Source organism: Reinekea sp. G2M2-21, from assembly GCF_015687175.1.
In the GTDB taxonomy this organism is placed as follows: domain Bacteria; phylum Pseudomonadota; class Gammaproteobacteria; order Pseudomonadales; family Natronospirillaceae; genus Reinekea.
The window spans coordinates 281,006-307,241 of record NZ_JADPQG010000004.1 but is presented as its reverse complement, the minus strand read 5'-3'; the positions used below and the strand labels follow the sequence as shown (position 1 = coordinate 307,241).

21 protein-coding genes and 1 riboswitch are annotated in these 26,236 nt (G+C 47.9%); of the genes, 12 read left to right on the top strand and 9 right to left on the bottom strand.

Going from position 1 to position 26,236, the window contains the following annotated elements; all coding sequences use genetic code 11:
- The first annotated feature begins 16 nt into the window (after window positions 1-16).
- On the top strand, window positions 17-667 hold the full coding sequence (fabR, locus tag IYN85_RS16540; protein WP_196160024.1) for an HTH-type transcriptional repressor FabR: 651 nt from the start codon (window positions 17-19) through the stop codon (window positions 665-667).
- Between the two features lie 8 nt (window positions 668-675).
- On the opposite strand, the gene IYN85_RS16535 is transcribed toward fabR, so the two are convergent.
- The 4 genes from IYN85_RS16535 to IYN85_RS16520 form a co-directional block, all read right to left on the bottom strand.
- Window positions 676-1,437 carry a TSUP family transporter gene (locus IYN85_RS16535; protein WP_196160023.1) on the bottom strand — a complete coding sequence of 254 codons (762 nt, stop codon included), beginning with the start codon at window positions 1,435-1,437 and terminating at the stop codon, window positions 676-678.
- A 292-nt stretch (window positions 1,438-1,729) separates the two neighbouring features.
- On the bottom strand, window positions 1,730-3,424 hold the full coding sequence (locus tag IYN85_RS16530; RefSeq protein WP_196160022.1) for a hypothetical protein: 1,695 nt from the start codon (window positions 3,422-3,424) through the stop codon (window positions 1,730-1,732).
- Window positions 3,425-3,926: 502 nt separating this feature from the next.
- On the bottom strand, window positions 3,927-4,097 hold the full coding sequence (locus IYN85_RS16525) for a hypothetical protein (protein ID WP_196160021.1): 171 nt from the start codon (window positions 4,095-4,097) through the stop codon (window positions 3,927-3,929).
- A 473-nt stretch (window positions 4,098-4,570) separates the two neighbouring features.
- Complete coding sequence (locus tag IYN85_RS16520; protein WP_196160020.1) at window positions 4,571-5,512, bottom strand: DMT family transporter; 942 nt, start codon at window positions 5,510-5,512, stop codon at window positions 4,571-4,573.
- 159 nt (window positions 5,513-5,671) lie between these two features.
- A riboswitch (FMN riboswitch) is annotated at window positions 5,672-5,913 on the bottom strand.
- Between the two features lie 230 nt (window positions 5,914-6,143).
- Between IYN85_RS16520 and IYN85_RS16515 the strand changes: the two genes are divergently transcribed.
- Window positions 6,144-7,343 (top strand): saccharopine dehydrogenase family protein, encoded by a 1,200-nt coding sequence (locus IYN85_RS16515; protein ID WP_196160019.1) that lies wholly within the window; start codon window positions 6,144-6,146, stop codon window positions 7,341-7,343.
- 87 nt (window positions 7,344-7,430) lie between these two features.
- A complete protein-coding gene (gene nspC / locus IYN85_RS16510; protein WP_196160018.1) occupies window positions 7,431-8,597 on the top strand; it encodes a carboxynorspermidine decarboxylase in 1,167 nt (388 codons plus the stop codon).
- Between the two features lie 2 nt (window positions 8,598-8,599).
- Here nspC and IYN85_RS16505 read toward each other — a convergent pair whose 3' ends face one another.
- The 3 genes from IYN85_RS16505 to IYN85_RS16495 form a co-directional block, all read right to left on the bottom strand.
- Complete coding sequence (locus tag IYN85_RS16505; RefSeq protein ID WP_230390799.1) at window positions 8,600-8,995, bottom strand: VOC family protein; 396 nt, start codon at window positions 8,993-8,995, stop codon at window positions 8,600-8,602.
- 208 nt (window positions 8,996-9,203) lie between these two features.
- Window positions 9,204-10,970, bottom strand: coding sequence for an acyl-CoA dehydrogenase C-terminal domain-containing protein (locus tag IYN85_RS16500; protein ID WP_196160017.1), 1,767 nt, complete (start codon window positions 10,968-10,970; stop codon window positions 9,204-9,206).
- A gap of 88 nt (window positions 10,971-11,058) precedes the next feature.
- The gene (locus IYN85_RS16495; RefSeq protein ID WP_196160016.1) at window positions 11,059-12,840 is read right to left on the bottom strand and encodes an acyl-CoA dehydrogenase C-terminal domain-containing protein; all 1,782 of its coding nucleotides are present in this window, start codon (window positions 12,838-12,840) and stop codon (window positions 11,059-11,061) included.
- Between the two features lie 545 nt (window positions 12,841-13,385).
- On the opposite strand from IYN85_RS16495, the gene IYN85_RS16490 reads away from it, so the two are divergent.
- From IYN85_RS16490 to IYN85_RS16460, 7 genes are all read left to right on the top strand, one after another.
- The gene (locus IYN85_RS16490) at window positions 13,386-14,930 is read left to right on the top strand and encodes an HD domain-containing phosphohydrolase (RefSeq protein WP_230390798.1); all 1,545 of its coding nucleotides are present in this window, start codon (window positions 13,386-13,388) and stop codon (window positions 14,928-14,930) included.
- A 109-nt stretch (window positions 14,931-15,039) separates the two neighbouring features.
- Entirely contained in the window at window positions 15,040-16,326 is a 1,287-nt protein-coding gene (locus tag IYN85_RS16485) for a 1-acyl-sn-glycerol-3-phosphate acyltransferase (protein ID WP_196160015.1), read from the top strand.
- Between the two features lie 207 nt (window positions 16,327-16,533).
- Complete coding sequence (locus tag IYN85_RS16480) at window positions 16,534-17,100, top strand: hypothetical protein (protein ID WP_196160014.1); 567 nt, start codon at window positions 16,534-16,536, stop codon at window positions 17,098-17,100.
- Between the two features lie 214 nt (window positions 17,101-17,314).
- Entirely contained in the window at window positions 17,315-18,886 is a 1,572-nt protein-coding gene (locus tag IYN85_RS16475) for an HDOD domain-containing protein (RefSeq protein ID WP_196160013.1), read from the top strand.
- Complete coding sequence (gene asd / locus IYN85_RS16470; protein WP_196160012.1) at window positions 18,883-19,737, top strand: archaetidylserine decarboxylase; 855 nt, start codon at window positions 18,883-18,885, stop codon at window positions 19,735-19,737. Before IYN85_RS16475 ends, asd begins: the two co-directional genes overlap by 4 nt.
- A 315-nt stretch (window positions 19,738-20,052) precedes the next feature.
- A complete protein-coding gene (locus IYN85_RS16465; RefSeq protein WP_196160011.1) occupies window positions 20,053-20,364 on the top strand; it encodes a hypothetical protein in 312 nt (103 codons plus the stop codon).
- A gap of 583 nt (window positions 20,365-20,947) precedes the next feature.
- Window positions 20,948-21,499, top strand: a complete 552-nt coding sequence (locus IYN85_RS16460) for a ProQ/FINO family protein (RefSeq protein ID WP_196160010.1) — start codon at window positions 20,948-20,950, stop codon at window positions 21,497-21,499.
- Window positions 21,500-21,525: 26 nt separating this feature from the next.
- On the opposite strand, the gene epmA is transcribed toward IYN85_RS16460, so the two are convergent.
- Window positions 21,526-22,479, bottom strand: a complete 954-nt coding sequence (gene epmA / locus IYN85_RS16455) for an EF-P lysine aminoacylase EpmA (RefSeq protein ID WP_196160009.1) — start codon at window positions 22,477-22,479, stop codon at window positions 21,526-21,528.
- A gap of 69 nt (window positions 22,480-22,548) precedes the next feature.
- The gene (gene efp / locus IYN85_RS16450; protein WP_196160008.1) at window positions 22,549-23,121 is read right to left on the bottom strand and encodes an elongation factor P; all 573 of its coding nucleotides are present in this window, start codon (window positions 23,119-23,121) and stop codon (window positions 22,549-22,551) included.
- Between the two features lie 38 nt (window positions 23,122-23,159).
- Here efp and epmB point away from each other — a divergent pair, with 38 nt between their 5' ends.
- Both epmB and IYN85_RS16440 read left to right on the top strand, forming a co-directional pair.
- Window positions 23,160-24,221 carry an EF-P beta-lysylation protein EpmB gene (gene epmB / locus IYN85_RS16445; protein ID WP_196160007.1) on the top strand — a complete coding sequence of 354 codons (1,062 nt, stop codon included), beginning with the start codon at window positions 23,160-23,162 and terminating at the stop codon, window positions 24,219-24,221.
- 194 nt (window positions 24,222-24,415) lie between these two features.
- Window positions 24,416-26,197 carry a hypothetical protein gene (locus IYN85_RS16440; RefSeq protein ID WP_196160006.1) on the top strand — a complete coding sequence of 594 codons (1,782 nt, stop codon included), beginning with the start codon at window positions 24,416-24,418 and terminating at the stop codon, window positions 26,195-26,197.
- The last annotated feature ends 39 nt before the right edge of the window (window positions 26,198-26,236 follow it).

Here is a 26,236-nt window from a genome sequence, read left to right as displayed (position 1 = left end):
AAGAAAAGGATAAGATGTGAGCGAGACAGAACAAACCCAGAAACGCAGCGCGGGTCGAAAGGCTACTATCAGCCGAGAAGATATCATTGAAGCAGCATTGCGCTTGGTGGGCCCACATCGATCTATATCGTCGCTGAGTCTGCGTGAAATCACCCGTGAAGCAGGTATCGCTCCCAACAGCTTCTATCGTCATTTTAAGAGTACAGAAGAATTAGCGGTTTGTGTCATTGAATTGGCGGGTAGTACGCTGCGAAAGGTCATTGGTCAGGCTAGGTTTCGTGCACAGGAACTCAATAAGGGCATCGTTCGAATGTCGATTGAAACATTCATTGAACAATTGACCAGCGATGGTCATTACTTACCGATTCTGCTGCGCGAAGGAGTCGTCGGTTCGGATCGATTTAAATTGGCGGTTCGACAGCAGTTGAACTTCTTCGAGCAGGAGTTAACCGAAGACCTGATCGCCATAGCACAACGAACGTCCAGTACACCAGCGCGTCCAGAACTTATCGCAAAAGCCATCACGCGTTTAGTATTCGCAATGGGTACCGACGCACTGGATCATCCTAAAGAAGATCACAATGAGATGATCGACGAACTGGTCATGATGATTAAGATGCTGATTACCGGCGCCCACGCCATTGCCAGAAACCAACCGGTCAATTAACTCTAGATTTAGCCAGCATAAAGACTCCAAAGCTGCCGTGCCGACATAGCGATGCACATCACTATAACGAGCGGGCGAATCAATCGGGCACCGCCCCAGTAAATCGAGTGCGCGCCGAGCGTCGCGCCAATGACCTGCCCGACCATCATGACCAGCCCGATCGTCCAGATGACTTGCCCACTAAAAGCGAACAGCATGAGAGATACGATGTTGGAAGTGAAGTTCAGAGGCTTGGCCAAGACCGTGGCATCTACCAGTGTTTTTCCTCGCAACACGACACCACTGGCCGCAAAAAATGATCCGGTGCCCGGGCCAAAAAAACCATCGTAAAACCCGATACCTGGCACCACAGTTCGTGACCAGGTACGTTCCGACATACGTGGCGTTTTTTCAATATCACCAAGATTGGGAACCGTCAAAAAGTAAACAGCAACCAATAACAGCAATACAGGAACAGCCCAGACCAGCCAACCAGTATCAATTCGCTGGATTAACCAAGTCCCCAGTATGGCCCCCACAGCCGTCCACAACATAAATTGCCACAATCGTTCAGTGACCAACTTCCCCTTCAGATACAGCGTCGCCGTTGCCGTAAACGTCCCCACGAAACCCTGACACTTATTGGTTGCCAATGCCTGAACAGGTGGCACTCCGGCCAACATCAATACCGGAAGAACAATAAGTCCCCCACCGCCTGCTAAGGTGTCTACCCAACCTGCCAACGCAGCAACCAAGAATAAAATCAGTAACAACTCAATCGAAAATTCCAACGCAAACCACCCTATCCTTCCAGCGCAATTGATCACCCAGTTTATCGGGCAGCGCAGTTTAACAGACAATGATTCAGGGTCAGAATGGAAAAGACTCTATCTCAAGAAGCTTTTACAACCAGAAGCAGGGCAACAATCATACTCGGAAATTTTGCATTCCTTGAGCAGTTAACCAACCGATCCATTTTTGCTAATAAAGCAAAGTAAAAGCGCCCAATGGAGCATAGAAGACCGTGATCAGGTGTTGGTCATCTTATTGGGGCGGCCGTTTCACCACAGAAGTATGTGCTTACTATTCCTCCGCAAGTGACGGCAATAAACCGACAGCAGTCAGATTGGTCCAAATTTGTTGCTGCTCTGCTTTGGTTGTGATGTTACTGACAATCAAATGGTAACGACGATCCGTCATTGACCAATTCAGCGTTGTCGATACAGGCTGATCGTTTATCCGTTGATAGGCCTGAAACCAAAGGACCTCGTCAGATCGCATGGATTGAAACATCTGTTGAACATTGTCCGTCCGATCAATTTCAACACTGTAAGTATCCAATGGATGACCCAATTCAAACACGTAAATATCGCCCATCGGCATAAAAGGTTGATCCGTTCGGCTTGCCGTCAATCGCTCAGCATCTAGCCAGGCGCGCCACTCGTCCAGATGCTGTTCACTTCTGAACTCTGCAAATCGCAGCCAGGCTTCTTGCTTTCCTTCATCCCATATCAAACTCATCCGGCCGGGAATATTCATCGACGGAGACTGCGCCAGTGCTTGGCGCATGGCGTCAGAACCCAGTACAGTCAGTAAGTCTGAAACAGGCACGGGACCAGATTGAAGCGTGTCAGCCAACACGACCGGGGAGGCTTCAACCTTATTCATCTGCTCCCGCTGCATGGCCAGATTTTTATCGTAAGCTTCTTTTTCTGCTAACGCTGCGTCGTATTTTTCTAATTGACTGGCCTGTGGTTCCTGCCAGTCTTCTGGTAACGAGTTCATGCGACGAATTTCTTCGTCCGTATATTCCGGTGCACGGACGATCTCCGCATCCGCCATCGCGACAATGGGATTTGCGACGCGGCTACTATTACTGCCGATAACTTTGCGGAATCGTGCCTGTAAACCACTTTTGCGTAATTCATGCCGCCAAAACTGCATTTGTTCAACCGAAGGCAACTCACCTAGATACACGCCAACCGGACCATTAACGTCCGCTTGCGCCAAAAACACCGGCAGCGGTGCCAGTAAATAGGACCTGGAATTAAAAAACTGTCGCAAACCGCGGTACTCCAACGCGCGAATAGCAGACGTCATGTTGCCGAACTCACCCAATTGCAATGTATAGGGACCTGCTGGAAAACACTTACAGATTTCGGCGTTTGCCACAATAGGAGGCAGAGACTGCGACAGATTTCCCGGGATATATTCCGGGACGCGTGTGTCTATGTTCACTGATGGATTAGCCAATTCCGCCTGAGTCTGCTGTTCCAGTTCAAGCTTCTCAGCAAGCTCCTGTTGTTCCAGCTTTTGAACTCCGGAACCCCCAAAGAGAATCCTGATGCCGTAACGCCAAGACAGGTGTCCGGGTATTTCGGCATTCAACCAGCCCTGATAACCCGCATCAGCAAAGGCCCGCACCCGGGTGAAAACAGGCACGCTAACACCAACGCCCGCCTGATATCCGGGTGAAAATCGGGTAATGACGTCTTGGCTGTTGGATTGGACCCAGCTGTTGGACCAGATACCACCCACTAAGCCCTGAACCCGAAAGCCTCGATCCCCGCGTTGCCACAACACACTGGCTTCATATTGCCCCAAGCTATGGGTCAACGTTGAATTCAGTGCGTCGTAGGTAATGCTGTTGAGATAACTGTAGCCTAGATCGACCCCTAAACCGTTCGTTGCAATCAATTGCGCATGAGCACCGATACCCCAGTCATCAACCTGAGTTGAACTGGTAAAACTTGCGTCCACACCCAATTCAAGAGCCATTACGGGCACAGCACAAAACGATGCTAAAACGCACAGGATTGGTCTTTTCAAGTTTTGGAAAACTGAGGCCATAATTCGGTTCCGGTTATTCATAGTCAGGTTATCGCCCGCACTGACTAATTGTTTAGGCCAGATTCGTATGAATCGCCTCATTCGCACAAAATGTTCGAGCGAATAAAAACCCTGACCACCGCAAGGTTAAACGAACGCGGCTCCTGCAACAAAAGACTATGCCTCTCAAACCGTCAACGCGAAGCAGCGTAAAACAGGATTAGCAGAACAACAGAGGGCGATAAATGAAAAACATATATTCCAGGCATAAAAAAACGCCGGGATCACCGACGTTTTATGATTGTGCAGAAACCCTGCACGTTTGGCTAAACTTCACACTTGAAGCTCAAAGAGCACAATTCCACAGACCCTACCCCACCAATGACGTTTCATCGATATCTGTCAGATCCTTCTGGGTCTTTCTTCGCGCTGATTAACCGTAATAAACCGATTAATTGTCGCTAAGAATGGCTACGCCCTGAACAGCTAACTCATCCCGTACTTCTGGTCGCCAGATTTGTTTCAATGATGTTCGATTATCCAGGCGACGAGACTTTGCAGTCTTAGTTACTACTTTAACGAAAGCGGTGAGAGTGTGCCTGTCAGGTTCGTTTCGGTCCATTTAGGAGTCCTTTAAAAATTCAGTATACATAAGGTTAATAATCATTAACCACCAACACGTTTTAAATATAGGACATAAGGAGTACAAAAAACGTACAAATTTGCGACAAACATTTTCAACTTTAACGACACAATCGCATGATATTCAATCATTGCGGCGCAAAAACCGAAAATCGCAAACAATATTCATAATGAATTATTGTTCAGTATTTAAAACATGCTAAGGATAACAGATAAGACTTTAGTATTATTTGATTCAGCTCACAGCGGTGAGAGGTGAACAGGAAAACAACTTGTTTTTTGCAGTTTCTGAGAAATGAACTTAGCCGAAAGGTAAAAATGTTGAATTAAGCAAAAAAACAGTCGGAAGTAGTTGAATGGCCGTTGGCACCATCCAATTGCGCAAACAACCGTCTATAGCCTAATATGGCAATTAAGCGGAGATCAGGGCCGATCATCAGGCCCTGATGTTAATCAGATGACGTTTGCTGTTATCTCAGGGGAGACTTTTTTTAAGCGTCCGTCAATGTGCACGGCAAAGCTGGCCAAAATCAGTAGCGCTCCGCCAAGCATTTGCAACGGCGTTAACGCCAATCCCAGCACCCACCAATTAATGAAACCCGCCATGACAGGAAATCCCATTTCAGCCAAGGCGCTGAATTTTGAGGGCACCCGTTGCAGCCCCTGATAGTACAAGAGCATACCGAGCGCACCTGAGATCAGCACCATGACCGCGATTTTCGACAGCAGCGACGATGTCATTTCCTGTTCAAACGGTGCCTGAATCATTAAAAATGGCAGCAGAACAACCAGACCAACGGTGAATCTACCTGCCATAATCTGTGCGCTGCCATGTCCGGACAACGCGAGTTTTTTGCCGAATACTGTACTAGCCCCCCAACTTATTACTGCGATGAGCGTCAGGCCATAACCCACCAATCGATGCGCTATGACATCGGAATAATGCCACCCCTGCCCTGCAAACAAACTTGACAGATCCTCAAACATCAACATCAGGCTACCGGCAAAAGCCAGTATCACACACAGGGCGAATCCCATATTTACCCGTTCCTTCAAAACCCACGCCGCCAGCGAAATCGCTACCAAGGGTTGCAACTTCTGTAACAGAATGACCAGTGTCGGGTTTAGATATGAAAAAGCTTCTGTAAAGGCGAGTGTACCAATCGCGGATCCCAAGCCGCCGATAATCAACAACGCGGGCCAATCGCGGCGGGTAAACTGCCACAAACTCAACCGACGCCACTTCAACCAGGCAAACATGCACAGCACCAGAAGCAGATGCTCCGTGAAAACGATTTGGATCGGGCTGAGTCCTGCATTCAGCAGCGGATAGCGAATTAACGTATCCAAAGCCCAGAAAAATGTCGCAAAAAGAATGAATAATGTACCTGTCACGGTTATTTCCTCAATTAAAAAAGAAAGTGACAGGGCACGACGGAAGGACATAGCAAAGCTCTGTGATAATTCACGCACAGAGAAACCATGCGGCACACCACCCCAACAGCGGCTGGATAACCAGTCGCATGAGAGAGGTAAACGAGCCACCTTTACTGTTTTCAACTTCTTCCATCCGGACTCTAACCGTCGGCTCAGGAATTGATATCCAGATTTTTACACCTGGTTTACGCACCTGATCTGCTGACCTCGCCGAACAATAGCTGCGTTTGCGAACTTCTAAGTAGAAAACTGAGAAGATTTGGCAAACTCAACAATCGATCGGAGAGCGCTCGTGGGCTTCTGTATGCAATGCAACAGCTACCACCGGTGGGGAATTCCACCCCGCCCTGAAGTTTGTTCGAATTCAAACAAGCGTTTAAATTCGACTTCAGCATGATACTGATTTTCAAGGGAAATGGAATCCAAACGTCAGGAGTTTCAACCGATTTATTTCTTGAGTTTTAACTGCAAAGGCCTAAAATCGCCGCTCTTTTTTGCCGACACAGAGCTCGATTTTACATCTGAGTCGGAGTTACCTAAGGTAGTGTTGTACAATTACCCACCAGGTGATCCCTTTAGGAGATAGTTGATGTCAAAAGTTATGATTATTGGTGCCGGCGGAGTCGGCAATGTTGTGGTCCAGAAGGTCGCTCAACTGCCTGACGTTTTTTCTGAAATTGTCTTAGCCAGCCGCACAAAATCTAAATGTGATGCCATCGCAGCAACCATAAACCGCCCGATAAAAACAGTGGCTGTTGACGCTGATAACGTGCCGGAGCTCGCGGCCCTGCTGAAAGCGGAAAAACCTGAACTGGTCATCAATGTTGCTTTGCCCTATCAGGACCTGACCATCATGGATGCCTGCCTTGAAGCTGGCGTTCATTATATGGATACCGCGAATTATGAACCCTTGGATACCGCAAAATTTGAATACAGTTGGCAATGGGCTTATCAGGATAAATTTGAAAAAGCGGGCTTAACGGCATTGCTTGGTTCAGGCTTTGATCCGGGTGCAACCAATATGTTTACCGCCTATCTGGCAAAACACTATTTCGACGAGATTCAGGAACTGGACATCATCGACGTTAATGGTGGTGATCACGGTTACCCGTTTGCGACTAACTTCAACCCAGAAATCAACATTCGGGAAGTGACAGCTGAATGTCGTCACTGGGAAAACGGTGCTTTCGTCACTACACCGGCCATGTCTAAAAAAGCGGAATTCACGTGTCCTGAGGAAGTCGGTACTTACAATATTTACCGTATGTACCATGAAGAACTCGAGTCGTTAACCAAACACTTCCCCACTTTGAAACGTGCGCAGTTTTGGATGAGTTTTGGCGACAGCTACCTGAAACATCTTGAAGTACTGGGCAATGTGGGCATGACCGGCATTGAACCCATTAACTTCCAGGGTGTTGAAATCGTGCCGATTCAATTTCTGAAAGAGCTACTGCCCGACCCATCAACGTTAGGACCACGCACCAAGGGTAAAACCTGTATCGGCTGTGTGGTTAAGGGCATTAAAGACGGCCAAGAAAAAACCATGTACCTATATCAGATCAAAGATCATCAGGACTGCTATAAAGAAGTTCTGTCACAGGCTATCTCCTATACAACGGGTGTGCCTGCCATGATCGGCGCCAAGATGATTGTGGAAGGTCATTGGAAAAAACCGGGTGTCTGGAACATGGAGCAAATGGATCCGGATTTATTTATGGAAGATATGAATAAATATGGTCTACCTTGGCACATCGTTGAACTGAAAGACTTCAGCCTGGAAAAATAAGCGGCCATCTTCTCTTGAATGCGCGGTTCGCGATTGTAGACCGCGCACATTTACCGCAGCCACGTCATTACCACCTGAGAGCCTCCTATGCAATTTACCGATTTCAAAAAACTGGACCTGACCCGACTGCCATCACCCTGCTTTGTGGTCGATGAAGTGGCATTGGAACGCAACCTGGCAATTTTGAAACGAGTGGCCGATGAAAGCGGTGCGAAGGTGCTGGCAGCGCTAAAAGCTTTTTCGATGTGGCATTTTGGGGACAAAACCAGCGAATATCTCTCCGGTACTTGTTCCAGTGGCTTGCACGAGGCACTTTTAGCGAAAGAACACTATCCCGGTGAAGTTCATGTTTTTTCCGCCGCGTTCAGTGAACCCGACCTGCGAGAAATACTCGACATTGCTAATCACGTCGTATTCAACAGTTTCGGACAATGGCAGCGATTTCAGCCATTGCTCAAAGCCGCGCAACAGAAACGTCCGGACCTGGATTATGGATTACGGATAAACCCCGAACATTCCGAAGGCGATGTGCCGATTTATGACCCTTGTGCGCCCGGTTCTCGACTGGGTATTCCCTTTGCGGAGTTTGATGGCGGATCACTTGAAGGCATCAGTGGCCTGCATTTCCATACGCTTTGTGAACAGGGGTTTGACCCGCTGGCCAGAACCCTCGACGTAGTCGAACAAAAATTCGGGCATTTGTTATCGCAAATGAAGTGGGTGAACTTTGGTGGCGGCCATCACATCACTGCCCCCGGTTACAATATCGAGGGGTTGATTGAGCGTATCAAAACATTCAAAGAAAAGTATCAAGTCGAGGTTTACCTGGAACCTGGTGAAGCTATTGCAATCGGTACTGGTGTTTTGGTTGCAGAAGTATTGGATCTGACATTCAATCAACTGCCGCAAGCCATACTGGACACTTCGGCCACCTGTCATATGCCAGATACGCTGGAAATGCCCTATCGCGCCGACATAACAAACGCGGGATTACCAGACGAATATGCGCACACCTATCGTCTCGGTGGTCTTACCTGCTTAGCCGGTGATGTCATTGGCGATTACAGCTTCGGAGAACCCCTTGCTATTGGGCAACGGCTTATTTTTGAAGACATGTCCCATTATACGATGGTAAAAACAACCACATTTAACGGCACCAAACTGCCAGCGATTGCGGTATGGAATTCCAAAACGGATGCCTTGAAGGTCGTGAGACAATTTGGCTATCAGGATTTTAAAACCAGACTTTCCTGAGATCAGCGCAAATTCAGTTGCCAGGACACCCCAAAGCGGTCCTGGAACCAGGCAAATTTTTCGCTGAAGCCATAGTTATCCAGTGGCATTAAGATTTTCCCTCCGTCCGACAAGGGGGATAACACGTTTAGCAGCTCCATCTCGTCTTCAAATTCCACAAAAACCGACATCGATGGTGTAAATCCAAAACCATGAGATACGGGTGAGTCAATACACAGAAATTCGCTGTTCTTGATACGGAATTTTGCCAGACGAATCTGCCCTGCATGAGTTTCATGATCACTGGGGAAATGCTCTATCGAAAGCAGCTCGGTGTCATCAAAAACACTCAGGTAAAGGTCCAACGCTTCCTGAGCCTGACCTTCAAACATCAAATGGGTAAGCAACTGAATATTCATGAGCGTTCTCCTGACATGCAACAAACAAGAAAGACTTTCCGGCTCGACGGCTTACGAGATGACGGCCTTAAATATCAGCTTCAAGTGTAGTCAATTTCACGACACACACGAATCGACTCGCTAGCGAAAACGGGTGGCCATAGCCGAGGCGCATTTTCCGCCCATAAAAAAAGCGGATCAATGATCCGCTACTCTGTTCAATTCTGTTTTAGAACAAATCGGCTGACAAGGCCATCAAACTCGAACTACCCGCTTTAACCTTAGCGTAATAGGCTTCGGTTTCCGGCAACAGGCGCTGGAAAAAGAATTCCGCGGCTGCCAGTTTCGAGGTATAAAAATCGCCGGTTTGCTGCTCTGCCACTCGACTCATTTTTAACCACATGTACGCGTACGCCGTCAGTCCAAAAAGGTTCAGGTAATCGCAACTTGCTGCTCCTATGGCATTGGCGTCACCCTTGGCTTGCTCGATCACGAACTCAGTCGCGTCCGTTAACAAAGAAAGAGCTTTGTTAAGGGCGTCGACTTGTGCGCTGCCTGAATCAGATTCCGCGATATAGTCCTCAATTTCCGATTTAAACAACTGGAACGCCTGTCCGTTATTGGCAACGATCTTACGTCCCATCAGATCAAGCGCTTGGATTCCATTTGTACCTTCATAAATCTGAGCAATTCGCGCATCACGCACAAACTGTTCCATACCCCATTCACGAATATAGCCATGCCCCCCAAACACCTGCTGACCAAGAATGGTGGCATCCAGCCCACGGTCCGTAAAATAGGCCTTAGCAACTGGTGTTAGCAGCGCAACCATTGCTTCACCAATGGCTTTTTGTGCCGGATCGTCAGAGCCCTTGGCAATATCAAGCCACATGCCCACATAAGCGGCAAATGCACGACCGCCTTCATTATAAGCACGCTGGGTCAACAGCATGCGACGGACATCAGGATGCACAATGATTGGATCTGCTTCTTTCTCTGCGTTCACAGCGCCGGATGGCGCACGTGATTGAATTCGATCCAGCGCGTATGCACGGGCAGACTGGTAGGAGACTTCACCAAGACCAATACCCTGCAAGCCAATAGACAAACGCTCATAGTTCATCATGGTGAACATGGCGGCCAGGCCTTTGTTCGCTTCACCAATCAGGTAACCCACAGCGCCATCGAAATTCATCACACAGGTTGCGGAACCCTTGATTCCCATCTTGTGTTCAATACTGCCACAACGAACGGCATTACGGTCGGCCAGAGAGCCATCGGCATTTACCATGACCTTTGGCACCAGGAATAAAGATATTCCCTTCGGACCCGCGGGCGCATCCGGCAGTTTGGCGAGAACCAGATGAATAATATTCTCGGTCAGATCATGCTCACCGCCGGTAATAAAAATTTTAGTACCGGTAATGTCATAGGCTCCGTCTTCACGAGGGATCGCCTTGGTTCGCAAGATCCCCAAATCAGTCCCGCAATGAGGTTCCGTTAAACACATTGAGCCTGCCCAGCGTCCTTCATACATTGGCGGCAGATACGTTTGTTTCAGCTCATCGCTGCCGTGCGTCAGAATACTCAGACAGGCACCGGCGGTTAATGCCGGGTACAAAGCAAAGGATGTGTTAGAGGCGTATAGCATTTCTTCGAACATGACGGTGAGCATTTTCGGCATGCCTTGACCACCGTAATTGATGTCGCCACCCAGCCCAACCCAGCCGCTGTCCGAATACGTCTGATAGGCTTCTTTAAAACCGGATGGTGTCCGTACTTCACCATTTTCGTATTGGCACTCTTCTTCATCACCAGAGCGATTCAAAGGAAACAGTTCGCCTTCGCAGATCCGCGCGCCTTCTTCAAAAATTGCGCTGGCCAGCTCCATGTTTACATCTGCTGTCGCAGCCATGGAAGACCAAAGTTGATCAGCTTGGAATACTTCATCGAGGACGAATTGGATATCACGTAAGGGAGCTTTATATTCAGCCATATTGAAACCCTTTTTTATTGTTCTGCAAAAGATACACTGCCCAACATCGCGTCGGGCAGTTTCAGGCGTTCGACCAGTTAACTATTATTTAGAATGCAAACTGCTCTTCTTCCATGTCCATAATGGTGTCAACACCCGCCAACATCATCGTCTTGTGCGATTCGGTCCGAGGCAGAATACGCGCAAAATAGAACTTGGCTGTCTTAATTTTAGCGTTATAAAAATCTGCTTCGTCCGTACCAGCAGCAAGAGCGTCCTGAGCGGTTTTAGCCATCAACAACCAGTAATAAGCCAAAGTGACATAGCCGGAATACATCAGGTAATCCACCGCAGCGCCGCCAACTTCTTCGCGGTTCTGCATAGCCTTCATACCGACTTGCATTGTGACTTCACCCCACTCTTTGTTTAATCCGTTGAGTTTTGCCACCATGCCTTTCAGTTCATCATTGCCTTCTAAGGTCTGGCAGAACTTATGAATGATCTTGGTAAAACGCTTTAAGCTTTCACCTTGAGACATTAGAACTTTACGACCCAACAAATCGAGAGCCTGGATGCCGGTCGTGCCTTCATACAACTGGGAAATCCGGTTGTCGCGAACAATCTGTTCCATACCCCATTCCGCAATAAAGCCGTGTCCACCATAAACCTGAACACCGTGGTTTGCGGCTTCTGTTCCAACTTCCGTTAAAAAAGCTTTGGCAATAGGCGTTAGGAAGCTCAGCAGCTCATCGGCTTCTTTTACTTCATTTTCGTCTTTGGAGTATTTAACTTTGTCCACCAGCATGCTGGCAGAATGCATCATCAATCGGCCGCCTTCAGCAAACGCTTTTTGAGTTAACAGCATGCGTCGAACATCAGGATGCACAATAATCGGGTCTGCTGGTTTTTCCGGTGCTTTCGCGCCTGTTAATGAACGCATCGCCAAGCGGTCTTTGGCATATTCCAAAGCACCCTGGAATGACAATTCTGCCGACGCAACACCCTGCATCGCAGTGCCCAAGCGGGCAAAGTTCATAAACGTAAACATGCAGCGCAGCCCCTGATTTTCAGGTCCGATCAGGAAGCCTTTCGCGCTGTCAAAATTCATCACGCAAGTTGAGTTACCGTGAATACCCATTTTATGCTCAATGGAGCCACACTTTACCTCATTGCGGGTACCGTCCGGCAAAAACTTAGGAACGATAAACAATGAAATGCCCTTTGTACCTTCTGGAGCACCTGGCAAACGTGCCAAAACGATATGGACGATGTTTTCGGCCATATCGTGCTCACCTGACGAAATAAAGATTTTGGTTCCGGTAATGGCATAGCTGCCGTCGCCCATAGGCTCAGCTTTTGACTTAAGAATGCCCAGGTCTGAACCGCAATGAGGTTCAGTCAGACACATGGTGCCCGTCCACTCACCGGAGACCAATTTGGTTAAATAGGTTTCTTTCTGCTCGTCGGTACCGTGCAGTTCGATGGTGTTCATGGCGCCATGCGACAAGCCAGGGTACATACCCCACGCCCAGTTGGCCTCTGACACCATTTCATTCACGACAGCGCCGATAGAATCCGGCATCCCCTGACCACCAAACTCTGCTTTATGGTTCAGTGAGGGCCAGCCATTTTCAACCCATTGAGCATAAGCTTCTTTAAAGCCTGTCGGTGTCGTAACCTCGCCATCTTTGTAGGTGCATCCTTCGATGTCACCGACACGGTTCAACGGCGCCAATACTTCCTCACAAAATTTACCCGCTTCGCTGATGATGGCATCCACCATATCAGGTGTAGCGTCTTCCGCACCAATAGACGCGTAGTGTTGTTCTGACTTTAAAACTTCATGCATGACAAACTGTAAGTCACGTATTGGGGCTTTATAGGTTGGCATCTCATTTACCTCTCTATGGCTGCAGTCTGTGCAGCGAATTTTGTTGTTTTAACGTTGGGCATCTTGATGGGCAATAGGTATAGATTACCCCTCGCCAATATTCAAACGATCGTTTGAAACATACGTTCGGACTATGCCGTTGTCAAGCTGAGCAAAGCGCTTGATCCCCCAGAACGTCGATATTTACGTAAAAAGAGAACGAATAGATAACGGCTATTGCCGTTTCTTCATAAATAAACGCCAGAACGACCGATCACATCCAATAATTCAATACGCAGACTAAGGGCGGTGCCGGCTGTTTAATAACGTCCGCGCCTTTAAGTTGAGGGTTCGAATCAGCGTTTGAATTTGCTTAATCTTGAAGAGCCGGCGCAGCTGGACAGGCTGGTTTTAATACAACAAACGTTGGCTAGGCCCAGGCGTTTTGTCAGGCCAATTGAGAACATTTATTAACAAAAATAGATCACAAAATGGGATGATGCGGCTACATTTAATACACCATGGAATTGGATTGAAGTTGTCGTATGCATAATCAAGTTGTACCTATGGAATCAAGCCACTTGATGGCTTGGGGATTGAACAAGTCCGGTGACTTGTTAATCAGGCTCGCACGGGAGACCAATCTTTCAGGTCTCATCAACCTTATTTTAACCGAAGCGCAAACGATCACTGGGGCCGAAGGCGGAACCTTTTATCGCTGGAGTGGTGAAGATGAAAAAGCCTGTCTCAAATTCGCCGCGGTCCACAATTCCGCGCTTGGCATCAATATTCGCGAGGCAAGTAGAGACCAATCTGCCTGGCAGCCGATACCCTTATACAAGAATGGCAAGCCCAATCACGCAAATGTGGCAACCTTCGTCGCATTGACAAAAGAGTCCGTTATCATTGAAGACGCTTACGAAACCAGCAATTTTGACTTTTCTGGTACGCGTATGTTCGATGAAAAACACCGCTATCGATCCCGGTCTATCATGGCCGTCCCGTTGTTAAACCACGACAATCACGTCATTGGTGTGCTACAGCTCCTTAATGCACGAAATGAATTTGGCCATTTGCATACCTTCAGCCCGGAAGATAAGGAAACGGTTGAGGCGATGGCAAAGTTTGCCGCCATTTCATTGGATAACAAAAATCTGGTCGAAAGCCACAAAAAGCTACTCGATGCGTTTATCAAGGCACTAGCACAGATTATCGACGTTCGCTCACCTCACACTTCAGCTCATTGTCAGCGCATCCCGGTGCTCACGGAGTTGATTGCCGGTGCCGCATGCCAGCAGAAGGAAGGCTACTTCAAAGACTTTAATCTCGATGACGACGGCTGGTATGAACTGAATGTTGCGGCATGGATGCACGATTGTGGCAAACTGGCGACATCCGAAAACGTACTGAATAAAGGCACCAAGCTGGAAAGACTGCACGATGGAATGGACAGCGTCAGAGCCAGATTTGCCGCCAAACTCTATCAAATAACGGATACGCAACAGCGGGATCGTTTGACCGAAGACCTGACGTTCCTTGAGCGCGTCAACAAAGGTGGGGAGTTTATGTCAGAGGACGATAAACAAAGGGTTCGTGTGATAGCAGAACAACAATGGCTTGACATTCACGGTCATCCCCAGCCAATGCTGACAGACAATGAAGTGTACAACTTATGCATCACCCGCGGCACGATAAACGAAGAAGAACGCGAACACATTAACCGACATATAAACCTGACGATTGAAGTGTTGGAAAAACTGCCGTTCCCACCAAAACTCAAACGGGTTCCGGAATACGCGGGCGGGCACCATGAGCGCATGGACGGCAAAGGCTACCCGAAAGGTCTGACCCGCAATCAAATGTCGATACCGGCTCGGATCATGGGCGTGGCAGACGTCTTTGAAGCCCTGACCGCAAAAGAGCGTCCCTACAAGCCACCCATGCCACTAAGCCAGGCATTTACAATTCTTAAAAACATGAAAAATGAACAGCACATCGATCCCGATGTCTTCCATCTATTCCTGACCAGTGGCGTATGGAGACAATACGCCAAGGAGCATATGCTGCCACAACAGATGGATGTCGATGACGTTAACCCGTTCCTTGAGTAGCGCTGCAGTACCCGAGCGGTAGCAAACTGCTAAACAGTTTCGACCAGAATTGCCCTGAAACTAGCCAGCTATAAGATGTCATTCATCAAATGTATTGAGTGATATCGAAATGGCAATAGTAGTCGTCTGCGCCCTGATCCTGACCACCATTCTGGCGCACCTTCATACGCACAAACTACCTGGAAATCTCTGGGCTTTTTTATTGTCTCTCTATTATCGAGAAATCCATTTCACAGGCGATATCCCAAATGACGACGTAGCTACTATCGTTGTCGCGAACCACCCCAATGCCTTCATTGACCCGTTCGCCCTACAGGTGGCCTTAGGGCATTCACTCACCCGTACCATTCGAGCAGACTGGTTGAACCACTGGCTGGTAAAATGGCTCGTAAAAGGCATCGGTGCTGTACCGCTCGCCCGTTTCCAAAAAGATCCAAATCAACAGAATCGACAGAGTTTCCGACAACTGAACGAAGCCCTCAGTAACGGCAAATGGGTGGTCATTTTTCCAGAAGGCGTCAGCCACAATAGGTCGAAATTGCACCCCTTTAAAAAAGGCGCCGCGCATATTGCTGATCAATATGTACGCACCACTGGTCACCCCGTGCGCGTGTTGCAATTGGGCTTATTCTATTCAGACAAATCTCGTTTGGGATCGGACATCTGGGTGCAATGCGCAGCCGAAACCATCTACCGTCCCGAAACTGGACTTGCGGATATCGCGGCAGAAACAGATCAATGGCGTCACAACATTCAGCGAGCGTTACCAGGGATGTTAAGGACAAATGAGAAAAGGAAACTCACCCGTATCAACCAGCATTTGACGTCGCTTTACCCAAAAGGAACCTCTTGGTTGACCGATGCTAAAACCTGGAAAGAAAACGCTCAGGTAAATCAATTACTGTCCTGGTTACAAGTGAGTGGTATCGATCTGCAAGTGATTCTTCGTCATCACAGCAGCCTCACACTCGCCACACGTTTGCTGGCCGACACTCTGGTTCTGATCGCTGGATTACCGCTGGCATTGGGTGGTTTAGTGCTGAACAGCCTTTGCGCGCTCATTCATTATCTAGTGACCCGACAACAGTCACATGCTGAAGACAAATGGGCAAGCAACGCCTATGTTATTGGCATTCCCCTCTACCCCATTTTCTGGATTGCCATCAGCCTGCTCTTTAATCCTTGGCTCGGTGTGATCGCGGCGTTTAGCGGTATATATAGTCTGTACTATTGGCGAAATTGGAGTGCACGCCGACATGCCATGTTCACCGCATTCAGCTGTCTGGCACAACCAAACACACAGAACACGGTCATTCAACTCGCACAACAGGCCTTGAACCCATTATTAGCAGAAGCTAACACACCATCAGCGGCGCTTAATCTTGTAAAGGCCTGATCGCTTCCAACGATCATGGCCTGAGCTGCATGACCAACTCCCCTACTGGTCCAGTTTCCAGACTAAAATCACATAAGCCCATTTGTTATCATAACGAAAACAACCTTCCAATCGCGGACAAATAACTAGAAACTATAATCCGTGAATTGCACAAACCCCGTTTCCAACCAATACTTATGTAATGAGACATCTAAGGGATAGATTTTAATGTCTGGAAGAGCCAATCAACCGCGTGACCTCGTATGGAGCCTCGAGAACTTCCAATCGCCTGATAACGCCATGAAATTTTTTGAAGTCTTCAAAAACAGTTTCATCATTTATTCAATGGCTGTCGAAAAATTGTACTGCGAGTACTCCACGCACCTGACCGGCCCTATTGGGCGCAGAAGAATGGTCGTACTGCCGGATTTTGCTCAATACGATTCGATCTTCAGTCACATAAGCGACGCTGCTGTTACAGAAACCTCCATTCACATCTATCCCTCACTTTCGGCAGGCAAAACTCAGTTGATCTTGTCGGGCAAATCCTCAACCGACAATAAACTGGAAAAACTCCCGCTAAAGCAAGGCTTGCGTGCTTTAAAAATGGGCTATTTCGATAAACGTAAAATAGTCCCTATTTTGATGCTCGGCGATTTACGAGAGTTCCCAGAGAAGAAACTGCCTTATTTGAAACTCCACGCGATTGACTGCGCTTCACTTGAAAAACTCTCCGAGTTTGAACAAAAAGACATCGCCAAGGGTGCTTGGGCAAAACTCAGCCAATTTACTTAACAGCAACGGCTGCAATAGTTGCTGAAAAACTAGTTCTCTATATGCACCCAACAGCCATTTAATCTGCTATAACTCAAAGCTATGCAGCCGCCAAACCAACCCCCTTATGAAAAACAAATAAGGGCAAATAAGCCCATGGTTTTTGCTTGTTGTTCTCGGGCTGTATAAACTTACAAATTCCTATAAATAGACTAACTAAATTGAATCGCTTTAAATGACGAACGAATCCGCTTGGTTTACAAAGGTTCAACAGCTACATCTCCCTGCCGTCATTCCTTTGGGGGCTTTGCCAAATGCGCAAGCACCACTACAAGATTGGATGAGGATTATTCGGGAGGATCCTTTACTGACCATCCATCTTTTCCGTTACGCGAATAAAATGCTGGCCAGCCACGACGTATCTGTTCGCACATTGGACCATGCCGTCAGTCTGCTGGGCGCTTCCAGACTGGTCGCTCTCAGCGAAAAAGTCCCAAGAGTAAATGGTGAGAGTGCCTCTGCAAAGGGATTGCTCCGGGCTATCGGCGATAGCCTGCTGGCCGCCAGTCTCATGCGTCAGTGGTTTCAGATCAGACAGATCCCATGGACAGAAGCGGACTATTGGGTCACTCTATTTTATGACTTGGGAATCTGGGTTTGCTGGTTACTCGAACCCGAAAAAATGGAAAGCATAGAGCTACGGGTGAAGAACGGTGAAAACCGAGACACACTAATGCAACGGTTGATCGGAATGGCCCCAAGACAGTGGAATGAACAACTCTGTCAGTACTATCAACTGCCCATCTTACCGGAAGATGCTGATCTCAAACCGGCCAAAGAAGAGCGTATTCAATCGTTCAAACAGTCGGCACTGAAATTCTTTCTACCGTTCAGTCATGACCTTGCCTTTGCTGTCCGCCAGGATTGGCATTCCGATGCGCTCGACACGCTGTGCCGAACCGGTGAAATTTCCTTGGGTCTGACTGAATTCAAACCTATGTTGAAACAATGGGTCGCCGTCGCCGCCCGAGAATTCAAGCTACCCCACGCCGCAATCGCAGCCCGTCGTTTATTGGCGCAGCAACCGTCAGTTGCCCTAAATAAAAATGGCGCTGGATTTAACGCCAATGACCTAGCGTTGGTCAAAGGTCTCAGCCAAGCACACAACACCGACGTTGCCCCGGACCTATCATCCTGGCCAGAGGCAGAACCCAAGCTCAAGGCACAGACCAAGCAACCGCCTGTGCTAAAAGAAGCTGCAAGTTTACCGGAAACATCGCCGCCGGTCGTACAGAAAAGAGCTGTCGTCAATCTCAACATTCAACGGGAAATCCGTCGTCAGTTTCGCAATCAAAACAGTTGGCATTCTCCAGTAGAAATACAGGAAAGTGCTTTGTACGGCCTGCAGAAAGGTCTGTGCCTTTCACGTATTGTTGTCATGGAGGAAAATAATGGCTTTTGGCAAACCTTTGACAGCGAAGGTTGCCAATCTTACCTCTTGTTGAGAAACCTGAAGCTCGCCAAGCAGTCTTCAGAGATTCTCATGGAGCTCAGCAGCCGCGTAACCGCTCTTTGGGTCAATGATAAAAACAGAAACAAAGCCGGCAAGAAATTACCCCCCCCTTTACTGGCGGCGACAGACGACGAAAGCTTTTTCCTACGATCATTCAGTATTGGTAATGCAGTAACCATGTTGCTGTACGCTGATGCGCACGGTCAAGACGAACCCCTTAATGCTATCGATTACCAGTTGTTTCGCGAATACTGCGCCGACTGGAATACCGCACTTAATAAGATGAGACAATGAAACAAACACTCCAGGATTTTCTGTTCTTAGCACTGCAATACCTGCTGCCGCATCATCTACTGTCCAGACTCGTCGGCGTACTCGCCGAATCCGAGTGGTCAATCATCAAAATTCCGCTCATGCGATTCTTTTTGAAACGATTTGGCATTGATTTGAGCGAAGCAGAGCGAGAACGACTTGAAGACTACCGCAACTTCAATGACTTCTTTACCCGCGCACTAAAACCCGGTCGCAGGCCACAACAAGGCACAGAAAACAGCTGGACCTCGCCTGTTGATGCCTGCGTCAGCCAGTTCGGCCGAATGCAGGGCGACCAACTGATTCAGGCAAAAGGCAAGACATTTACCCTTCCAGCCCTGTTGGGAGGTGACCAAGGCATGGCTCAGCACTACCAAGACGGGGAATTCATCACTCTGTATTTATCGCCAAAGGACTACCATCGGATTCACATGCCGATGAAAGCAACGCTCGTTAAAACAACATTTATACCGGGCAAACTTTTTAGCGTTAACCCGCTTACCGCTGGGCATGTCGACCGCCTGTTTGCCCGGAATGAACGACTGGTTTGCGAATTCGAATCCGACCAGGGTCGATTCCTAATGGTATTGGTTGGAGCGATGATTGTGGCAAGCATCGAAACGACTTGGTCCGGCATCGTGGCACCGTTTGAACGAAAAATTATTCAACAATCCATCACTGCCAGCCAACTCGACTTTAATCGCGGCGAAGAAATGGGACGTTTCCGACTGGGTAGTACGGTTATTATGGTATTTGAGCCCGGTAAAATGAGCTGGAATGAACAAATCAAAATTGGTGCCAACTTACAACTTGGTCAGCTTCTCAGCCAATAATCAAATCTTCGACATATTACATACCCTTACAATCGCGATTCGAAGTGCCTGACAATCTGGCACTTCTTTTATCAGCACTTGCCAAAGAACCGTCTATTCTGAACGGCATTTGAAGCCATCACGGCTTTTTCGATTTTCTCCGCTTTTTGATGCCATTTTCTCGTCATTTCAGACCACTTTTCGTTTTTGCGAGCCATCTCACAGGTTTTCAAGCCAATTGTCGACCAGGTCATAAAACGATCAATTCATTGTGGCAATGTCATTTTGATTCACTAAATTAAAGGCGTAAATAAATTGTCGTGACCGGAGGTCTACATGGAACAGCTGATGATATTTTCTGAAACCAATATATATATTCTTTCAAAACTGGTCGCCTTAGTGCGTCGGGATACAGGGATCCGCCACCGCCTGAACTCCAATGAGGCAATCATTGGCTTGCTCTTGGACGCATCATCATCCAGCGATGAGCGCATACAAAGCTATTACTTCCGATTCCTAGAAAACCTAACCCCCGAACAACTGGTTGGTTTCAAACAGGAAGGCTTGACCATCCCGGAGCAATACATGCGTAAGCCCGGACTTTTACCGACACCGTTGAGCCGTCAGTACGCGTACATGCCACGTTAATAACGCAATAACCAGCCGTTGTGCCTGCACAGAAGTAAGGATGCCCTCTTCTGTGCAGTCCACCGAGTGTCCTGAGTCAGAAGTTCGCATGAATTCAGCGTGCCATTCAAGTTCTATGGCAAGGCGTGTCTCACAGTCAATGGTTGTTCCATTGGCAAGAGACGGAACGACGCTAGAAAGCTTGAATAACACGCCCGAAGGGAGCTCATGGAAAACACTATTACGGCGTTGCTCTTCTTGAAAAGATCTCGATATTCTCTACGAAGAGCGCCTTGTACTAGCGCTTCCTATGAGCTCTGAAACTATACGAACTTCTGACTCAGGACACTAGAGTCAGTAGCGCATAATTTTGCTCGACGAAGATTACTTATCGGCCATCGTAAGCACGATCGCAGTTTGTTACTCGTTTGAACGGTAGCATAGGAAACCTATAGAAAGATGCTATACAGGCATGACCCAAAGCCGTTTCAGCCTCGCTGTCTGGCAACCTGAACCAAGAGAGATACGCGATTACAACTTTGCAAATGCTGCATAACCGAGTATCCTGCGGCGCTCAATTTTAGAAACTTTCAACAAAGAAACCATGTCTGAACAACAAGCCGCCATTGAATCGAACGAAAACAGCCAAAAAAAGCTGGAAGCGAAGCGCAAGAAAGAATATGAAGCCAACCGTAAAGCTTTAGACGAGCTTTGTGAGTTCTACCCTGAAGTCTTTTCTGCTGCGAATCCAAAGCCTTTGCAAATTGGCATCCACGAAGCAATAGCGGCTGATGGCAAGCTATCGAAAACTCGCATTCGTCGAGCGTTGAACTTGTATGTCCGCATGCGTCGTTATATTGCTTGCCTGACCGAAGGGGCTGATCGGGTTACCTTGGGTGGCGAAGTGACCGGCAAGGTCTCTGCTGAAGAAGCGGTACACGCTCAGGAAAAGCTGGCAGAGATCGATAAAAAGCGGGCGTTGAAAAAGCCGCAGGCTAAGCCTAAAGGCCCACGTAAAAACCCCAGAAAAGCCCCAGCACAAGGCAAACCAAAGCCGAAAGCAGCACCAAAACAAGCAACCACAGAAAGCCCAGAAAAAGCTGAGCAACGGATGCAGGCAAAGCTGGAAGCCTTAGTCAATAAAAAATCCAATTAGTAAAAAAGGAGCTTTTGCTCCTTTTTTTATGCCCGGTCAAAGGCAAATGCCATCACTTCGGCGATATTCTTTTTCTGTAACAAAATCATCAACAGCCTGTCCAGCCCCAGCGCAACCCCGCTGCACGAAGGAATTCCAGCATCGAGAGCATCCAGAAATCGCTGATCAAAGCCCCGCTTTTCCTCTCCAGAACTGATTTTCGCTGCCTGTTCCGCCTCAAAACGACGTTTCTGCTCCCGGGCGTCGGTCAGCTCGTAATAGCCATTGGCCAACTCCATTCCCTGCCAGTACAGCTCGAAGCGACGGGCTACCTGTATATCCCCCAAGTCCTGATGTTGGGCTAAAGCTGCTTGAGACTTTGGATACTGGTTAATAAAACAGAGTGATTCCCTAGGCAAAGAAGGTTCAACAACCATAGACATGAGTGCATCCAAACAATCGTCCCGGGTCCAGGTTGCGGCATCCGCTTGTAACTTATCGGCTACCGTCTGCTGCAGTTCAGTCAATGAGGCTCGATGGGGGTCTGGCAAATCAGCCGTTAAAAAAGCCTCTTCGTAAGTCATGCACTGGCGTTCCAGTAAACGCTGCCCGGAGCAGAAAGATATCAGATTAACAACATCATCCATCAGTCCGAATTCATCCATACCCACTCGATACCACTCCAACATGGTGAACTCAGGATTGTGCCGTTGTCCCAATTCATCTCGTCGAAATACGTGACAGATTTGAAAAATATCCCCAGAACCGGCCGCCAACAGGCGTTTCATGGCAAATTCTGGAGAGGTATGCAGACTGTGACCCTGTTCAGTATGCCATTGGGATAACTGAAGGTCCGTTCCAGAAAACTGCGAAAGAATCGGCGTCTCCACCTCCAATACCTCTCGCTCAGAGAAAAACTGCCGGATGGTTTGAATCATCCCAGCCCGCGCAACTAGCGTGTCAATCGTGGCACTCGGCAGCCAACTTGTAGAATCAGCCATAGTGTTCGTCATCCATAAAAAAAGCCGCTGTGCAGCGGCTTAGCATTAAAGCACTCTCATCGACCAGAATCAGCTTTTCGCACGACTCAGATAATCACGGGAACGGGTGTCCACACGGATAATTTCACCTTGATTGATGAACAAAGGTACTTTTACAACAGCACCTGAAGCTAACTTTGCGGGTTTTGAGCCACCGGTTGCGGTATCCCCTTTAACACCAGGATCGGTTTCAACTACTTCCAGCTCAATGTGATTCGGTGCGGTAACTGAAATGGGCGTACCGTTGAACAGTGTTACTTCAAAGGTTTCCTGTTCTTTCAACCAGTCAATCGTATCGCCCAATGCGGTTTTATCACAGCTAATCTGCTCAAACGAACCATCGGTCTTCATGAAATGCCAGAATTCCCCATCGGTATAGAGATACTCCATATCGATATCCTGAACATCTGCGCCTTCGATACTTTCGCCTGATTTAAAGGTGCGTTCCCAAGTACGTCCGGTTTTCAAATTTTTCAACTTAACGCGGTTAAATGCTTGTCCTTTCCCCGGTTTTACGAATTCGTTTTCGACAATCGAACAAGGTTCGCCATCTAATAAAACTTTCATACCCGAGCGGAATTCACTGGTAGAATACGTCGCCATTGTTTCTATCTTCTGCTAACTGAAATTAAAGAGCGCACATGATACCTGTTTCTTCGTCAACTTTGGACTCTAATAAAGCAATTTCCAGCGTTCCAGTTGACACCGATTGGCAGACACAGATGGCAAAAAGCTTTCGGACCCCGAAAGATTTGCTGCATTACCTCAATATTGATGAGAAAAAACTTCCCTACAAGGTAGATCACGATAACGCATTTCGGCTTCGGGTCAGTCAACACTTTGCCGATTTGATCAATCCGTCAGATGCTTTTGACCCTATTTTATTGCAGGTTTTACCCAGAATAGAAGAAATGCAAGTAGCAGACCAATATGGTGCTAACCCTCTGCACGAGAATGACTTCTCTCCGGTACCTGGATTGATTCACAAATACGCTAACCGGGTTCTCTTAATTACTCATCAGGCGTGTGCGGTCCATTGCCGCTACTGCTTCAGGCGCCATTTCCCGTATCAGAATCAACGCGTCACCGACGATACGCTGAAACAATCCATCAACTACATTGCCAGTAATCCAGCCATTGAAGAGGTCATCCTCAGTGGTGGCGACCCACTCAGCTTAAACGATGAGCAATTAGGGTCACTACTGGAGCGGCTCGACCGCATCTCACAAATCAGAACAATTCGTCTTCACTCGCGCACGCCGACCATTATTCCAGCTCGAATCACCGAGTCATTGTTAGCCAAACTTAGGACCCTGAGCAAAAAGATTGTCCTGGTGCTCCATATCAACCACACAAATGAAATCAGCGATTCTCTGCGCCAGCAGTTGCGGCGGCTCCGAGCTTGCAACGTACATTTGCTCAACCAGGCCGTCCTGTTGCACCAAATTAACGATAGTGCGGACACTCAAGTAAGATTATGCCAAACACTTTTCGACCTTGACGTCCTACCCTACTACCTTCACTGCTTGGATCCAGTTCAAGGCGCGCACCATTTTGAAGTGGATGAGGCCCGAGCTCAATCTATCTGGCAGGAAATGCAATCTAAGCTTTCAGGATACCTGTTACCTCGGTTGGTCAGGGAAATTCCGTATAAAACCAGTAAAACATGGATAAACAACGCAAATGACACAGAGCGTTATTAATTTGATCGTTAATTCTTATCTAATTCATTGATAATCTGATATAAATTCAAGACAATGCTGCTTTAGTTGCGACACAGTTCACATTTACAGAAATTTTTAATGAAATCAACGCATCCTTATGAGTCAAGGAAACGCATAACATTGACGACAAGTAAAAGCGACTATACTGACAAGGACGAAGATAAGAGATTCTCATGCAATACCGCGACCAGCCTTACTTAAACATTCCAGAACAGACGCAGTCGACGCTGACGTTTTGCGACCCAACTGCTCGTCAGCTCAAGGCTTGGGTTGAAAGCTTGCCTATGGCGAATATCGGTGAGACATCGCGACAGTTGTATCACGCTATTATCGAATTCAATCAGCTGAAAATATCAGACACGTCAAGACTTGAACTGATGGATCTGGTTCGTGGCCCGATTCACTTTGTCTGTGAGCAATTGAACAACCGGTATCTGAATCAAGGTGTTGTTTTAGACGAACAACAGCGCAAAGTGGCCAATCTGGCCCAAGCACTGCAAACGCACCTGGCCATTGGTTATAAAATAATCATCCAACACTTACTGGCACAAGGAAACCTGAAGCAGAAAGCACCACTGGCTAAATCGGTTCATCGTGCGATTCACGAATTGATGCCGGCGGTGTTAAGGTCTTACCAGCTCTATATTCAAACGCCGGCCGGTATCTGGCAAGAAGTCCATCAGCTCTACCAGATAGCGTCTGCTTTTAACCTGCAAAATGAGGCTATCAACGACCCCGTTGAAAACACCAACATCAGTATTCAACAAGCCTATATCAAGACTCTTCTGTTGGGTGCCTGCCAGCCGAATCAATTATTGCAGCGGGAATTGAGTGATGTCTTCGAGTGCCTCGGAAAATGGGCTACCTATCTCGAAATCGATGAAGTTGCAGACGAAAAGTCCGTATTGGTTATCAATCCAGAGGTCGATAGTGCCCCGCAGTACCGCTATCTGATTAAGAAGACCAATCTGTCGGATTATTTAGGTCTAAATGTTTTGCCACTGGTGCGCATTCTGCACAGTGATCACAAGATCCTTTCCTCGGTTAACCGCACGACGCAGCCTGCCATCGTCCCTGAGCGCTTTAATGTAGGCCTGCTTGAGCACCTGATTCAATCTTGGGGTGGTATGAAGCAGCGCAGCTTCTCGCGCACGCCAGCCGCTGGTCAGGTATCAATTGCCGTTGGATTGACCGCGACGCATTTTCATATCGCTGGCGGTATTGGTTTTTATTCGCTGCTCTATGGCTCTGGCGCGCATGGAGATAATCCATTCATTGGTGCCGTCGGAGGTCGTTTCAGTGCTTCTGATACACAGGCGGTTCGTGCTCAACAGGATGTATGGGAAGATTCATTTGACGCGAATGGCCATGCTCGCATGAGTTCAGATGACGCCATAGAATTCGGCAAGGAACAAAGCGAAGATCACCCACGGTTTCTAGGTCAGTTGGTCAACGTTAGCCCGCGCGGTTACTGCATTCAATGGGTAGATGCCCCGGCACCCAATTTAAAAACAGGCGAAGTAATCGCCATTAAAGAAGACCAGCTGCAACATTGGAACCTAGGTGTTGTTCGCTGGATCAGGCAAGCGAAAGATTTTGGCACACAGATGGGTGTCGAACTACTGGCCCCTAACAGCCAGCCGTGTGGTATACGTCAATTGCATAAAACAGGTGCTCATGGTGATTACTTGCGCGCACTGTACATTCCGGAAATCAAAGCTATTGGCCAAGATGCATCTGTATTAACACCGCGCTTACCGTTTACCGTTGGCAATAAGGTCACCATAAACCTGGACGGCCGGGAAGAAAAATATCAGCTCACCAAGCGTATTCTGTCCACGGGCATTATCAGTCAATTCCAGGTACGTGCGGTGACTCAAAAAGCGATTGAACCGACACGCCGGGCGACGCCTGATGAGGGCGACAACTTTGAAAGCTTATGGCGCCAACTTTAGATCACAGATCCAGTCGTCCTGCAGCCAACGGCACAAGAA

Coding starts and splice junctions, on each gene's coding strand:
- IYN85_RS16530 (WP_196160022.1), bottom strand. CDS start 3,424: ATGGCTCTTGAATTGGGTGTGGACGCAAGTTTTACCAGTTCAACTCAG.
- IYN85_RS16525 (WP_196160021.1), bottom strand. CDS start 4,097: ATGGACCGAAACGAACCTGACAGGCACACTCTCACCGCTTTCGTTAAA.
- IYN85_RS16515 (WP_196160019.1), top strand. CDS start 6,144: ATGTCAAAAGTTATGATTATTGGTGCCGGCGGAGTCGGCAATGTTGTG.
- nspC (WP_196160018.1), top strand. CDS start 7,431: ATGCAATTTACCGATTTCAAAAAACTGGACCTGACCCGACTGCCATCA.
- IYN85_RS16505 (WP_230390799.1), bottom strand. CDS start 8,995: ATGAATATTCAGTTGCTTACCCATTTGATGTTTGAAGGTCAGGCTCAG.
- IYN85_RS16500 (WP_196160017.1), bottom strand. CDS start 10,970: ATGGCTGAATATAAAGCTCCCTTACGTGATATCCAATTCGTCCTCGAT.
- IYN85_RS16495 (WP_196160016.1), bottom strand. CDS start 12,840: ATGCCAACCTATAAAGCCCCAATACGTGACTTACAGTTTGTCATGCAT.
- IYN85_RS16490 (WP_230390798.1), top strand. CDS start 13,386: ATGGAATCAAGCCACTTGATGGCTTGGGGATTGAACAAGTCCGGTGAC.
- IYN85_RS16485 (WP_196160015.1), top strand. CDS start 15,040: ATGGCAATAGTAGTCGTCTGCGCCCTGATCCTGACCACCATTCTGGCG.
- IYN85_RS16480 (WP_196160014.1), top strand. CDS start 16,534: ATGTCTGGAAGAGCCAATCAACCGCGTGACCTCGTATGGAGCCTCGAG.
- IYN85_RS16475 (WP_196160013.1), top strand. CDS start 17,315: ATGACGAACGAATCCGCTTGGTTTACAAAGGTTCAACAGCTACATCTC.
- asd (WP_196160012.1), top strand. CDS start 18,883: ATGAAACAAACACTCCAGGATTTTCTGTTCTTAGCACTGCAATACCTG.
- IYN85_RS16465 (WP_196160011.1), top strand. CDS start 20,053: ATGGAACAGCTGATGATATTTTCTGAAACCAATATATATATTCTTTCA.
- IYN85_RS16460 (WP_196160010.1), top strand. CDS start 20,948: ATGTCTGAACAACAAGCCGCCATTGAATCGAACGAAAACAGCCAAAAA.
- epmA (WP_196160009.1), bottom strand. CDS start 22,479: ATGGCTGATTCTACAAGTTGGCTGCCGAGTGCCACGATTGACACGCTA.
- efp (WP_196160008.1), bottom strand. CDS start 23,121: ATGGCGACGTATTCTACCAGTGAATTCCGCTCGGGTATGAAAGTTTTA.
- epmB (WP_196160007.1), top strand. CDS start 23,160: ATGATACCTGTTTCTTCGTCAACTTTGGACTCTAATAAAGCAATTTCC.
- IYN85_RS16440 (WP_196160006.1), top strand. CDS start 24,416: ATGCAATACCGCGACCAGCCTTACTTAAACATTCCAGAACAGACGCAG.